We start from the raw sequence: 13,867 nt of genomic DNA, 5'->3' as shown, positions 1-13,867 counted from the left end.
AGCATGAAATTCACCAGACGCGACGTGATCCGCACCACCGCCGGCGCTGCGGCGGGAGCCTTGGGAAGCCGGCTCATCGGCTCTCCCGCCTTTGCTCAGGAGGGGTTGAAATACAAGCCCGAGGACGGCGCCAAGCTCAGGCTGCTGCGCTGGTCGCCTTTCGTGCAGGGCGACGAGGATCAATGGCTGGCCAACACCAAGCGCTTCACCGAAGCGACCGGCGTCGAGGTCCGCGTCGACAAGGAAAGCTGGGAGGACATCCGCCCCAAGGCGGCGGTCGCCGCCAATGTGGGCTCCGGCCCGGACCTGATGTTCGTCTGGTTCGACGATCCGCACCAATATCCCGACAAGCTGCACGACGTGACGGAGCTGGGCGAATATCTCGGCTCGAAATATGGCGGCTGGTACGACGGACCGCACCAATATGCGACGCGGCAAGGCAAGTTCCTCGGCCTACCGCTGGCCACCATCGGCAATGCCATCGTCTATCGCGAAAGCTGGGTGAAGGAGGCTGGCTTCTCCGAGTTTCCGAAGGACACGGCAGGCTTGCTCGAACTTTGCAAGGCATTGCAGGCAAAGGGGCACCCGGCCGGCTTCACGCACGGCCACGGCGTCGGCGACGGCAACAACTACGCCCACTGGCTGTTGTGGAGCCACGGCGGCAAAATGGTCGACGAGAGCGGCAAGGTGACGATCAACAGCCCCGAGACGCTGAAGGCGATCGAATACGCGCAGGCGCTCTATAAGACCTTCATTCCCGGCACCGAGAGCTGGCTCGACGTCAACAACAACCGCGCCTACCTGGCCGGTGAACTTAGCGTGATCGCCAATGGCATTTCCGCCTACAACACCGCCAAGATCAACAAGGACAAGGATCCGAAACTGACCGAAATCGCCAAGGACACGCGCACGACCAACCTGCCGATCGGTCCTGTCGGGAAATCCGTCGAGCTGTTCCAGGTGACCACGGCCGTGATCTTCGACTACACGCCCTACCCCAACGCCGCCAAGGCCTACCTGCAGTTCATGTTCGAGGAACCGCAAATGTCCAAGTGGATCACGTCCTCGGCGGGCTATTGCTGCCAGACGCTCAAAGCCTTCGATAACAACCCGGTGTGGACGGCCGATCCGAACAATGCCGCGTACGCCAAGGCCTCGGCGACGCTGCGGCCCAACGGCTATGCCGGCCCGCTCGGCTATGCCTCGGCAGCGACCATGGCCGACTATGTGCTGGTCGACATGTTCGCCAAGGCGGTGACCGGCCAGGCGACGCCGCAAGAAGCGATGGAAGAAGCCGAGAAGCGCGCAAACCGCTACTATCGCGTTTGAGCCGGATTCAGCCGGGCAGCCATGCTGCCCGGCTTCGAATCGCGCATGGCCGCCCGGCCGTTCAATGAGACCTTAGAGGAGCCGACCCATGGCCGTGACCTCCGCTGCCGCTCAGCCACGCCGGTCGACGCTGTCGCGCATTTTGACGTTCGTGTCTGAAAGTCATAACGCGCTTGGCTTCGGCTTCATGCTGCCGGCGGCGGCACTGCTGCTGGTCTTCCTGACCTATCCGCTCGGGCTCGGCGTCTGGCTCGGCTTCACCGATGCCCGCATCGGCCGCCCCGGCATCTTCATCGGCATCGAGAACTACGAATATCTGTGGGATGACGCCGTCTTCTGGCTCTCCGTCTTCAACACCTTGCTCTACACGATCAGCGCCTCGATCCTGAAGTTTGCGCTCGGCCTGTGGCTAGCGCTTATCCTCAACCAGAACCTGCCGTTCAAATCGTTCTTCCGCGCGATCGTCCTGCTGCCTTGGGTGGTGCCGACGGTGCTGTCGGCGATCGCCTTCTGGTGGATCTACGATTCGCAGTTCTCGATCCTGTCCTGGGCGCTTATGGAAATGGGCCTGATCGACCATCGCATCAATTTCCTCGGCGATCCGGAGAATGCGCGGGCTTCGGTCATCGCCGCCAATGTCTGGCGCGGTATTCCTTTCGTGGCGATAACGCTGCTTGCCGGCCTGCAGACGATTCCGCAGTCGCTCTACGAGGCCGCCACGCTCGACGGCGCCAGCCGCTGGCAATTGTTCCGCTATGTGACGCTGCCGCTGCTGACGCCGATCATCGCCATCACCATGACGTTTTCGGTGCTGTTCACCTTCACCGATTTCCAGCTGATCTATGTGCTGACGCGCGGCGGGCCGGTGAACGCCACCCATCTGATGGCGACGCTGTCGTTCCAGCGCGGCATTTCCGGAGGCCAGCTTGGCGAAGGCGCCGCGATCGCGGTCGCCATGATCCCGTTCCTGCTGGCGGCGATCCTGTTCAGCTACTTTGGCCTGCAACGCCGTAAATGGCAGCAGGGCGGCGGAGATTGACATGACCGCGATCGAAACGAGCAAACGCCCTGAACTCGACGAAGGCGGCATGGGCTACCTGCAGAGTGTGCCGCGCCGCGTGGTGACGGTCTACCTGCCGCTGCTGATATTCGTCATCGTGCTGTTGTTTCCGTTCTACTGGATGACGATCACGGCGGTTAAGCCCAACCTCGAGATGACCGACTACGCCAATTTCAATCCGTTCTGGGTGGTGCATCCGACGCTCGAGCATATTCGCTACCTGCTCTTCGAGACATCCTATCCGGGCTGGCTGCTCAACACGATCATCATCTCGACCGCCGCCACGTTCCTGTCGCTGCTGGCTGCGGTGTTCGCTGCCTATGCGATCGAACGCTTGCGGTTCTCCGGGGCGCGGCAGGTCGGCCTCGCGGTGTTCCTCGCCTATCTCGTACCCCCCTCGATCCTGTTCATTCCGCTGTCGGTGATGGTGTTCAACCTTGGGCTTTACGACACGCCCTTCGCGCTCATCCTCACCTATCCGACCTTCCTGATCCCGTTCTGCACATGGCTGCTGATGGGTTACTTCCGCTCGATCCCGTTCGAGCTGGAAGAATGCGCGCTGATCGACGGGGCAAGCCGCTGGCAGATCCTCACCAAGATCGTGCTGCCGCTGTCGGTGCCGGGCCTGATTTCCGCCGGCATCTTCGCATTCACGCTGTCATGGAACGAGTTCATCTACGCCTTGACGTTCATCCAGTCGTCCGAAAACAAGACTGTGCCGGTCGGCGTGCTCACCGAGCTGGTGCGCTCGGACGTCTATGAATGGGGGGCGCTGATGGCGGGAGCGCTGATCGGCTCGCTGCCCGTGGTCGTGCTCTATTCGTTCTTTGTCGAGCACTATGTTTCCTCGATGACCGGAGCCGTGAAGGAATAGCCGACATCGTGATTGGGTTCGGAGTATTCCCGGCGGCCGGGATGCCCAGGGGCAGGCACCCTGCCGGCCGAGGCTGCGGCGGGCTACTTGCCACAGTATTGATCATTGACGTTGGTGATTGCGTTGGCGTCGGGGCAGGCCTGCACAGCTTTGCGTGAGGAATGCGCGAGGTCCCGGGAGGGTGTCAGCTGCCGGTGTCGGACTTCGGCGCAAATGCGCGGTCGGCAATGCGTTCGATGAAAGCGACGACCCGTTCCGGCTCGACGAATTGCGGCATGTGGCCAAGACCCTCGACCGGCTCGAAATCGAGCCCGCTGATCTTTTCCATCACCGGCCAGCCATGGATATCGATGCCCAGCACGATGTCGGAAGCACCAAACAGAATGCCGGCCGGCATGGTGATCTCGCGATAGCGTTGCTCGATGCGGCCAAGATCCTGCTCGATGGCCACGACATCGGTCGACGTTGCGTAGAAATGGCTTGGCCGCAGCCCGCACCAGCCGCCGCCCTCGACCATATAGTCGGCCGGCATCGCCTGCGGCGCGAAGATGAAGGCCAGCGTGCGCTCTGCGTATTTGAAAGCCGCCGGGATCGCCACCGTATGAGCCATGATCCGGCGCCGCAGCGGCGACTTGACGTATAGCGGGCCGAACTTCTCGCGCGCGTCCAGCTCCAGATGGGTCAGCGGTGCCAGCAAGGCGATGCCGGAAATCGCCTCTGGATGCTCGACAGCCAGCGTCAGCGCGATGGCGCCACCCAGCGAATGGCCGACGACCAGAGGCTTTTCCAGCCCAAGCGCCTCAATAAAGCGCTGCACGATCTCGGCCTGCTCGGGCAGCCCTCCGCTAGCGCCCCCGGCCCGCACCGAATAGCCGGAACCCGGACGATCGAGCGCGATCAGCCGATAGTTCGGGCCGAAGCGTCCGAACAGCCTGTGGCGGAAATGATGAAGCTGCGCGCCAAGGCCGTGCAGGAAGACGATCGGCCGCCCCTCGCCCGTCTCGACATAATGGATGCGGTTGCCGTCGATCTCGATGAATTTACCGCTGGCCGGCACCAGCTTTTCGGCTTTCGCCGCAATCCGCCGCGTCGCCAGCAACGGATAGGCTGCCACGACGAGCGCCAGCAGAAGCAGCGCGCCGGGCAGCCATAGCAGAATCGATACCGGCATGTTCTTGCTCATGGCCCCAAACCGGCACGCAGCATCACCCGCCGAAGGGTCCACTGCAAGAGAGGTGGCACAGGTGGATCCGTCGTTTGGCGGCATTGCCGCCGGCCGTTCGCCGCGCTATCTCAGGCGACCCGTTGCCGGAGCCTGCCATGACCGAAATCGTCACCGCCGCCATGCTCGTCATCGGCGACGAGATTCTGTCCGGCCGCACCAAGGACAAGAACATCGGCCACCTCGCCGACATCATGACGGCGATCGGCATCGACCTGAAGGAAGTGCGCATCGTTGCGGACGAGGAAGACGAGATCGTCGCTGCGGTGAATGCACTGCGCGCCCGCTACAGCTATGTCTTCACCACCGGCGGCATCGGCCCAACGCATGACGACATCACCGCCGATTCCATCGCCAAGGCCTTTGGTGTGCCATGCGAATACGACGCCAAGGCCTACGCCCTGCTGGAGGCAAGCTATGCTGCCCGCGGCATCGAATACACCGAAGCGCGCAAGCGCATGGCGCGGATGCCGCGCGGGGCAGACCACATCGACAATCCAGTGTCGGTTGCGCCGGGCTTTCGCATCGGCAACGTCCATGTCATGGCCGGCGTGCCGGCGATTTTCCAGGCGATGCTCGACAATGTCGTGCCGACGTTGCGGGCCGGCACCAAAATGCTCTCGGCAACCTTGGAATGTCCGTTCGGCGAAGGCCTGATCGGCGGGCCGCTGGGCGACATCCAGAAGGCGCATCCGGACACGATCATCGGCTCCTACCCGAAATATGGCGACGGCAAGTTCTGGACGGAACTGGTGGTGCGCGCCCGCAGCCAGCAGGCGCTGGACTCGGCACGGGCCGACGTAGAGGCTATGGTGGCGAGCTTGACCAGGGCAAGCAGGGTGGGCTGATCGGCGGAGTGACGGAACCAAGCATCGCGCAGTGACGTTTGTCACGAGTGGGATCGCCGTAAGAAGTGAGGGATTGCCATGCGCTTCAAGACCATCGTCGCCATATTGCAGAACGAACAGGACGCCGAGCGCGTGCTCGACTGCGCGATCCCGCTGGCCAGCCGGTTCCAGAGCCATCTGATCGGCATCCATGCCGAGGCGCTGCCCGTGCCCTACACCTCGGCCACCGGCTTTCCGGACACCGAGTTCCTGCAGGTTTCGGCCGACATGAACCGGGAGCGGGCCGAGAAGTTGCAGGTCGCCTTTCACAAGCGCGTCGAGAATTCCGGCCTGTCGTTTGAGTGGCGCAGCCTCGAGAGTTTTTCCGGCGACAGTGCGCTGACCGGCATCTCGACCGTTCGCACCGCGGACCTGATCATCGCCGCGCAGCGCGAATCGGGCAGCGACCCGAGCGCCGACGTCGACACGCTGGTCTACGATGCCGGCCGGCCGGTGCTGGTGGTGCCGCATTCGGGTCCCCTCGTCACCAGCTTCAAGCATGTGCTGCTCGCCTGGAACGGCAGCAAGGAAGCCGCGCGCGCAGCCTTCGATGCCCTGCCCTTCATCATCGAGGCCGAGAAGACGGACATCGTCGTCATCGACCCGCCCGATACGCTCGACGAGGCGCCGGAAACGGCCGGCGCCGAGATCGCCGCCTCGCTGTCCAGGCACGGCGCGACGGTCAGCGTCTCGGTGCTGAGGTCCGGCGGCGCTTCCGTTGACGACATTATCCAGACCAGGGTCGCCGAGTCGGGTGCGGACCTGCTCGTGCTCGGCGCCTACAGCCATTCCTGGCTGCGCCAGCTGCTGTTCGGCGGCGTGACGCGGACGGTGCTGCGCACCGCACCGGTGGCGGCTTTCCTGTCGCGGTAAGTTCCTAGGGATACCACTGGCAGGACAATCGCTTTGCTGCGCCCTTGCCAAGGCCAAGCCTTTCCAGTTAATTCCGCGCGCATTCCATAGTGTCTGCGCGCGATGCGCGCTTTGCGGAGTGCGCGAAAGATGTCCCTGCCCGAAAAAGCCTTCCCGGTCTCCTGGGACCAGTTCCACCGCGATGCGCGCGCGCTCGCCTGGCGGCTTGCCGGCGCCAACAAGGGGCAATGGAAAGCGATCGTCTGCATCACGCGCGGCGGCCTGGTTCCGGCCGCCATCATATCGCGCGAGCTCGGCATCCGCATCATCGAGACGGTCTGCGTCGCCTCCTACCACGATTATACCAGCCAGGGGCAATTGCAGGTGCTGAAGGAGGTCACGCCGGCGCTGCTCGCCGATGACGGGGCCGGCGTGCTGATCATCGACGACCTCACTGACACCGGCAAGACGGCGGGCATCGTGCGCGCGATGATGCCCAAGGCGCATTTCGCCACCGTCTATGCCAAGCCGAAAGGCAGGCCGATGGTCGACACCTTCGTCACCGAGGTCAGTCAGGACACCTGGATCTATTTTCCCTGGGACATGGGCTTCACCTACCAGAAGCCAATCGCCGACGACCACGCCGGCTGATTCGCGCAAGGTGTTCCCTTCGGAATGCACTGGCGCACACTCTTGAAAAAGTGCCGTCGCGCACGATATTTCCTGAATCTACGCCTCTTGGCGTAGTTAACAAGTCGATATGAAGTTTTTTACTTTCATTGCTTATGATTAGCCGTAAGATTCACGAGACGGCAAATGATTCTGGGAGCTGGGGCAAGCTTCTCCGATGTTGACGAGGCCAACGACGCATAACCATCTGGCCGAAAGGGTCCGGCGACTCTTCGGTACGGCGCCGTGTCGCCTGCAGGTTGCGGCCTTGCCCTGGCGCGATAGCGGGCACGGCGTCGAAATCATGCTGATCACCAGCCGCGATACCGGCCGCTGGGTGCTGCCCAAAGGCTGGCCGGAAGCAAAGGAGCCGCTTTGCGAAGCGGCGGCGCGTGAGGCTGGGGAAGAGGCCGGGCTGCGCGGCACGATCTCGCATCATGAGGCCGGCCGCTATTTCTATGCCAAGGTGCTGGCGTCCGGCGAGGAAGTGCCGTGCGAGGTGCTGGTGTTTCCGCTGCAGGTCGACAAGGTCGCCGACCGGTGGAAGGAAAAGCGGGCCCGTATCCGCAAGTGGGTCAGCGCCGCCGAGGCGGTACGCATGGTCAACGAGCCCGACCTTTGCCAGATCATCGCCCATTTCGGTGCTGACCCGCATCGCTTCAACTGAGTCGGCACATGGCTTCTGAGTCGGCACGGCTCTTCGCTGCGGCGAAGGGCTTTCGAGCGTCGCCCGCACCAGGCTTGTCTCTGCAAAAACGGAAATCAGCGCGCTTCTGTCCCCGTTATCCACATATGTGACACACAAGATGTTGGGGTCATAAAAGCTACGCAAACGAATCCTTGACGCCGCAAAACGAGTCGCCTTTTATAGGCCATGCGCCCCTGTTGAGAGCGCGACCGGAAAAGTTTCGAGGCCGGTCTTTTTCCCGGAATATGTGCGTTTTGATCCGCGTTCCCGCCTGTTTACGAGGCCGGCGAATGCGTGGGATTTTGAAGCCTTGGGGGGCGAGAGGGGAGGATTGTCGGACTTGAATAAATTGTCTGTTAATACTATATTTAGTGTTTGCAGGTAGGTTCGTCGCTAGATAATGTGAAGTTCCCTCGACCGAGGGCGTTACAAAAAGTTTTCAGCTTTGAGGGACCCACAGGGTCCGTGAGCGCGTTGGACAGCGGCCTCGCAAGAGGTTCGACCGGCAGGGCGGCGGAGACTGTGATGATGAGAGCCGGCGGGTTTCGAACGCCGGCAGACGGCGGACATGCGCGTTTCGTCAAGAGGGCAGAAATCCTCTGGGAAAAGCGCTATATGTAGACAAAAGGGACCGGACCAATGCGCATCGAGCGTCGTTTCACCAAGCCAGGGCAATCAGCTTACGCGGAGATCGAATTCCGCAAGGCGCTTTCCGAGATCAAGAATCCGGATGGCTCGGTGGTGTTCCGCTTGGACAACATCGACGTGCCGGCGCAGTTCTCCCAGGTTGCCGCCGATATCCTGGCGCAGAAATATTTCCGCAAGGCTGGCGTCCCGGCACGGCTGAAGAAGGTCGAAGAGACGCAAGTCCCCTCCTTCCTGTGGCGCTCGGTCGCCGACGAGGCTGAATTGGCCAAGCTGCCGGAAGCCGAGCGCTACGGTTCCGAGACCGACGCCCGCCAGGTCTTCGACCGGCTTGCCGGTACCTGGACCTATTGGGGCTGGAAGGGCGGCTACTTCAAGTCGGAGGAAGACGCGCGCGCCTTCCGCGACGAGCTCGCCTATATGCTGGCCACCCAGCGCGTCGCGCCGAATTCGCCGCAATGGTTCAACACCGGCCTGCACTGGGCCTATGGCATCGACGGTCCGAGCCAGGGCCACTTCTATGTCGACCCGTTCACCGGCAAGCTGACCAAGTCGAAGTCTTCCTACGAGCACCCGCAGCCGCATGCCTGTTTTATCCAGGGCGTGCAGGACGACCTCGTCAACGAGGGCGGCATCATGGACCTGTGGGTGCGTGAGGCGCGCCTGTTCAAATACGGCTCCGGCACCGGCTCCAACTTCTCGTTCCTGCGCGGCGAAGGCGAAAAGCTGTCGGGCGGCGGTCGTTCGTCGGGGCTGATGAGCTTCCTCAAGATCGGCGACCGCGCGGCGGGCGCCATCAAGTCGGGCGGCACGACGCGTCGCGCCGCGAAAATGGTCATCGTCGACGCCGATCATCCCGATATCGAGGAATTCATCGACTGGAAGGTCAATGAGGAGCAGAAGGTCGCCTCGCTGGTCACCGGCTCGAAGATCGTCAAGAAGCATCTCGAAGCGATCATGAAGGCGTGCATCAACTGCGAAGGCAATGGCGACGACTGCTTCGACCCGGCGGTCAACACCGCGCTGAAGCGCGAGATCAGGGCGGCCAAGAAGGACGCGGTGCCGGAGAACTACATCTACCGCGTCATCCAGTTTGCAAAGCAGGGCTACACCTCGATGTCGTTCAAGACCTACGACACCGACTGGGATTCGGACGCCTATCTCACGGTTTCCGGCCAGAATTCCAACAATTCGGTGTCGCTGAAGGACGATTTCCTGCGCGCCGTCGAGCAGGACGGCGACTGGCATCTCACCGCCCGCAAGGACGGCAAGGTACTGAAGACGCTGAAGGCGCGCGATCTCTGGGAAAAGATCGGCTATGCCGCCTGGGCATCGGCCGATCCGGGCCTGCATTTCAACACGACGATGAACGACTGGCACACCTGCGCCTCGGCCGGTGCGATTCGGGCGTCCAACCCGTGCTCGGAATACATGTTCCTCGACGACACCGCCTGCAATCTGGCGTCGATCAACCTTCTGCCCTACCGCAACGCCGACGGCATGATCGACATCGCCGCCTACGAGCATACGGTGCGGCTGTGGACCATGGTGCTGGAAATCTCCGTCATGATGGCGCAGTTCCCGTCGAAGGAGATCGCCAAGCTTTCCTACGAATACCGCACGCTCGGCCTCGGCTACGCCAATATTGGCGGCCTGCTGATGACCTCGGGCATTCCCTATGATTCCGACGAGGGCCGCGCCATCTGCGCCGCTCTCACCGCGATCATGACCGGCACGGCCTATGCCACTTCGGCCGAAATGGCCGCCGAGCTCGGCGCCTTCCCCGATTATGACCGCAATGCGCAGAACATGCTGCGCGTCATGCGCAATCACCGCCGCGCGGCCTATGGCGAAAGGGACGGCTACGAGAAGCTTGCCGTCAACCCGGTGCCGCTGGTCGCCTCGGATCTCAGGCAGCAGGAACTTGCCGACCATGCCAAGGCCGCCTGGGACCGCGCCATCGAGCTCGGCGAGGAGCATGGCTATCGCAATGCGCAGGCAACGGTGATCGCCCCGACCGGCACGATCGGCCTGGTGATGGATTGCGATACCACCGGCATCGAGCCCGACTTCGCGCTGGTAAAATTCAAGAAGCTCGCCGGCGGCGGCTATTTCAAGATCATCAACCGCGCGGTGCCCGAAGCGCTGCGCACGCTCGGCTATTCCGAGGCCCAGATCGCCGAGATCGAGGCCTATGCCGTTGGCCACGGCAATCTCAACCAGGCGCCGGGCATCAATCCCGGCTCGCTCAAGGCAAAAGGCTTTACCGACGAAAAGATCGCAGCGCTCAATGCGGCGCTGAAGTCGGCCTTCGACATCAAGTTCGTCTTCAACCAGTGGACGCTGGGCGCCGACTGGGTGAAGGAGACGTTTGGCTTCACCGATGAGCAGCTCAACGATTTCTCGTTCGAGATGCTGCCGGCGCTGGGCTTTTCGAAGAAGGACATCGAGGCCGCCAACATCCATGTCTGCGGGGCGATGACGCTGGAAGGCGCGCCGTTCCTGAAGGCCGAACACCTGCCGGTGTTCGACTGCGCCAGCCCGTGCGGCAAGATCGGCAAGCGTTCGCTGTCGATCAACAGCCACATCATGATGATGGCGGCGGCGCAGCCCTTCATCTCCGGCGCCATCTCCAAGACCATCAACATGCCGAACGACGCGACGGTGGAAGACGCCAAGGGCGCCTATATGCTGTCGTGGAAGCTGGCGCTCAAGGCCAACGCGCTCTATCGCGACGGCTCGAAGCTGTCGCAGCCGCTCAACGCCTCGTTGCTTGCCGACGTCGAAGACGACGAGGACGAAGCCATCGAGCAGCTGATCGCCGCACCCGCCGCGCAGCGCGCCGTGCAGGTGACCGAGAAGATCGTCGAGCGCGTCGTCGAGCGTCTCTACCGCGACCGCGAGAAACTGCCGAACCGCCGCAAGGGCTATACCCAGAAGGCGGTCGTCGGCGGCCACAAGGTCTATCTCAGGACCGGCGAATTCGATGACGGCCGCCTCGGCGAGATCTTCATCGACATGCACAAGGAAGGTGCCGCCTTCCGGGCGATGATGAACAACTTCGCCATCGCCATCTCGCTCGGCCTGCAATATGGCGTGCCGCTCGAGGAATTCGTCGAAGCCTTCACCTTCACCAAATTCGAGCCGGCCGGCATGGTGCAAGGCAATGACGCCATCAAGAACGCCACGTCGATCCTCGACTATGTCTTCCGCGAACTGGCTGTCTCCTATCTCGGCCGCAACGACCTCGCCCATGTCGACCAGTCGGACTTCGACAAGACTGCGCTCGGGCGCGGCATCAACGAAGGCAAGGCAACGCCCTTCTCCAAGGGCCTGACCCGCGGCGCCTCGCCGGTCAAGCTGGTGTCGGGCATGGGCGCCGAGCCGAAAGGCTTTGCGGGTTCCGGCTCCGGAACTCCGGCCCGCACCGCCCCGACCGCCTTCTCCGGCTCCAACGTGCTGACGCTGAAGCCGGCCAGCGACGAAGCCATCGCCTACAAGCGCGACTACGAGGAGCGCGCCAGGGAACTGGTCGAGGACATCGTCTACGCGGAAGCCTCCGACCCGACGGAGCTGTTCACCGATGAGGCCGCGAAAGAAGCAGCCGAAGCCAAAGCGCTCGCCGCCAACCGGCGCCAGCAATCATTGATGCAGGGCTACACCGGCAACGAATGCTCGGAATGCCACAACTTCACGATGGTGCGGAACGGCACTTGCGAGAAGTGCGATACGTGCGGGGCGACGAGCGGGTGTAGCTGAACTGTTGTTATGAACTCAAAAACCCCACCCTCTACCGGCGTGTATCGCACGACTCCCTTCGGACAACTTTGTTCCGAAGGGCGGACTGCGATGACAATGACTAGGCCTGAATTGGCTAAATTGGTGGGAACGAGTCCTCTTGATATTTCCCGCATCGAACGCGGGGAAAAAAATCCATCTGCCCACTACGTGATTTTAGTCATGGACATACTTGGACTTGATAAGAACGAAGTTGAAATAGCGCTGTCAATGCAAGATCCAACATACAAACTGACACGAGTTACCCAATCTCGATACGGTGCTCAATCATGAACGATGTTTTTGTAAGCAAGGCTGCCTCGGCAAACAAAATTCGATTGTTGGCCGAATGGGTTCGCACCAAATTTTCAATCCACGAAAACCAGGATTTTGACGTAATTCGCTTTATAGAGCTTGATTTGCCTAGGATTTTCCCAGGCCTCCAAACCCATATCGAGGCGGACGAAAAGATGGGGCTAGCCCGGGCATTCATCTCGGCCGACCCACTCGGCTTGGTTGTTTCGGAGAGCATTTATGAGGGGGCCTCGAACGGGTGTATGTTTTCCGCCGAAATAATCCTTCACGAGGTGGGGCATCTTTTTTTACACCACAAATATGCAGCTCTTGGTCTGAATAGTGCCTCTGGACCTTACGAAGAGAGAATTAAGGAGGCCGGCTTAGCCCACAGCGCTGAATGGCAAGCAACAATTTTTGCGCTTTGTTTTCTGTATCCTTTCTCAACTTTAAAAAAAGTTCAAATAGCTTCCGAGGTTTCCAGGTCTTATAAAATAAGTCAAAGTCAGGCGAACCGTGTCCTAAAGCACATCAATAGACTTAAACTTCGCCAAAACAGCACTGATACGGCGACGGATAAAATTTGGCTATGCACAATAACCGGATCGTTGCCGATAAATAATAAGCATAATTCAACATCGAAGCTCAGGTCACAGCTGCTGTTATTTTTTGGGAAAATCAGAACTACACGGAATTTTAGGCGGTCGCCAGCAGCATCACATGGGGATGACATGTTCGGGCACGGAAACACTGCATGAGGAGCGGTTCGATTTGAGATGCCGCGCCGAGGCAGCAGAGGCCATAAACTCGCCGCCGACTGTCGCGCCAAATCGCTACTCTAGCGCTACACTCGGCAACTCCTGCCCCGATGCCAGAATGGCGCGTTCCGATGGGTTAAGCGATATTCTGTCGGCTCGCCCTTGGTGTTCTGGTCGAAAAAACGCCTAGGAAACGGAGAACTGGAATGGGAAAGAAACCGGGAACGAGCACGGGCAACAAGGGCGGCATCTTTCAACAGGTGGGGCCGAAGGGCGGAAGGCAACCCAACTTCGCAACGGTAGCTGACAATAAACCGCTGCCCCCAACAACAAAGCCTAATTCAACCTGGGCACCTATGAAGGTCACGCCGGACAGCAAGCGATAGTTTGTCCGGTTCAAGGCGCGCGATGAATATTCTCGGCATAGAACTCGAGTCGAATAGGCTGAACTACGTCCTCCTCGTTGGCGAAGGAGACGAGTTTGAAGTGGCCCAATTCAACCGTCTGGTGCTGACGGACACTCGCTCCCGGGAGTCTCTCCGCTCCTTTCATGATGCAACGAAAACAATGTTCAATGGAACCAAGCCAGACATTATCGGCGTAAAGGACAAGCCCGAGTCAGGCCGCTTGCGAGCCGGTGCGGCCGCCCTGAAGATGGAGGGCATCATGCTTGCTTGTGCGACATGCGACGTCGATTTCGTTTCTGGGAAGCGGATCAACGCCTGCGAAAACCGCGAGGGCCTCAAGGTGTACCTTCAGCCAGCATTTAAGGCTGCGGTTGCCGCCGTCCGTAAGCTGGCGACCGCCTGACC

The 13,867-nt window shown here is 61.1% G+C and carries 12 protein-coding genes; 11 read left to right on the top strand and 1 reads right to left on the bottom strand.

All coding sequences use genetic code 11. The features are described 5' to 3' along the window. The first annotated feature begins 3 nt into the window (after positions 1–3). The 3 genes from NKJ40_RS18830 (at position 4) to NKJ40_RS18820 (ending at position 3,263) form a co-directional block, all read left to right on the top strand. On the top strand, positions 4–1,329 hold the full coding sequence (locus NKJ40_RS18830) for an ABC transporter substrate-binding protein (protein ID WP_352467303.1): 1,326 nt from the start codon (positions 4–6) through the stop codon (positions 1,327–1,329). A 187-nt stretch (positions 1,330–1,516) separates the two neighbouring features. Continuing rightward, positions 1,517–2,368: a carbohydrate ABC transporter permease gene (locus NKJ40_RS18825; RefSeq protein WP_376705884.1), complete on the top strand. Its 852-nt coding sequence runs from the start codon at positions 1,517–1,519 to the stop codon at positions 2,366–2,368. 1 nt (position 2,369) lies between these two features. Then, positions 2,370–3,263: a carbohydrate ABC transporter permease gene (locus tag NKJ40_RS18820; RefSeq protein WP_023717433.1), complete on the top strand. Its 894-nt coding sequence runs from the start codon at positions 2,370–2,372 to the stop codon at positions 3,261–3,263. A 184-nt stretch (positions 3,264–3,447) separates the two neighbouring features. On the opposite strand, the gene NKJ40_RS18815 is transcribed toward NKJ40_RS18820, so the two are convergent. Then, the gene (locus tag NKJ40_RS18815) at positions 3,448–4,434 is read right to left on the bottom strand and encodes an alpha/beta fold hydrolase (protein ID WP_352467301.1); all 987 of its coding nucleotides are present in this window, start codon (positions 4,432–4,434) and stop codon (positions 3,448–3,450) included. 149 nt (positions 4,435–4,583) lie between these two features. Between NKJ40_RS18815 and NKJ40_RS18810 the strand changes: the two genes are divergently transcribed. The 8 genes from NKJ40_RS18810 to NKJ40_RS18775 all read left to right on the top strand — a co-directional run bounded on the left by NKJ40_RS18810 (position 4,584) and on the right by NKJ40_RS18775 (position 13,865). Continuing rightward, entirely contained in the window at positions 4,584–5,333 is a 750-nt protein-coding gene (locus tag NKJ40_RS18810) for a competence/damage-inducible protein A (RefSeq protein ID WP_352467300.1), read from the top strand. A 78-nt stretch (positions 5,334–5,411) separates the two neighbouring features. After that, a complete protein-coding gene (locus NKJ40_RS18805; RefSeq protein ID WP_352467299.1) occupies positions 5,412–6,245 on the top strand; it encodes a universal stress protein in 834 nt (277 codons plus the stop codon). 129 nt (positions 6,246–6,374) lie between these two features. Then, on the top strand, positions 6,375–6,875 hold the full coding sequence (gene gpt, locus NKJ40_RS18800) for a xanthine phosphoribosyltransferase (RefSeq protein WP_023674762.1): 501 nt from the start codon (positions 6,375–6,377) through the stop codon (positions 6,873–6,875). Positions 6,876–7,071: 196 nt separating this feature from the next. Continuing rightward, positions 7,072–7,560 carry an NUDIX hydrolase gene (locus NKJ40_RS18795; RefSeq protein WP_352467298.1) on the top strand — a complete coding sequence of 163 codons (489 nt, stop codon included), beginning with the start codon at positions 7,072–7,074 and terminating at the stop codon, positions 7,558–7,560. 660 nt (positions 7,561–8,220) lie between these two features. Then, complete coding sequence (locus NKJ40_RS18790; protein WP_352467297.1) at positions 8,221–11,985, top strand: vitamin B12-dependent ribonucleotide reductase; 3,765 nt, start codon at positions 8,221–8,223, stop codon at positions 11,983–11,985. 9 nt (positions 11,986–11,994) lie between these two features. Beyond that, complete coding sequence (locus NKJ40_RS18785; RefSeq protein WP_352467296.1) at positions 11,995–12,297, top strand: helix-turn-helix domain-containing protein; 303 nt, start codon at positions 11,995–11,997, stop codon at positions 12,295–12,297. After that, positions 12,294–13,055: an ImmA/IrrE family metallo-endopeptidase gene (locus NKJ40_RS18780; protein ID WP_352467295.1), complete on the top strand. Its 762-nt coding sequence runs from the start codon at positions 12,294–12,296 to the stop codon at positions 13,053–13,055. The genes NKJ40_RS18785 and NKJ40_RS18780 overlap by 4 nt, the downstream gene beginning before the upstream one ends. A gap of 408 nt (positions 13,056–13,463) precedes the next feature. Then, on the top strand, positions 13,464–13,865 hold the full coding sequence (locus tag NKJ40_RS18775; RefSeq protein ID WP_352467294.1) for a DUF3010 family protein: 402 nt from the start codon (positions 13,464–13,466) through the stop codon (positions 13,863–13,865). Positions 13,866–13,867 lie beyond the last annotated feature (2 nt).

Source organism: Mesorhizobium sp. M0119 (assembly GCF_040322615.1).
Classification (GTDB): domain Bacteria; phylum Pseudomonadota; class Alphaproteobacteria; order Rhizobiales; family Rhizobiaceae; genus Mesorhizobium.
Note: the sequence above shows the minus strand (reverse complement) of the source record. Positions and strands in the feature narration are given on the sequence as shown.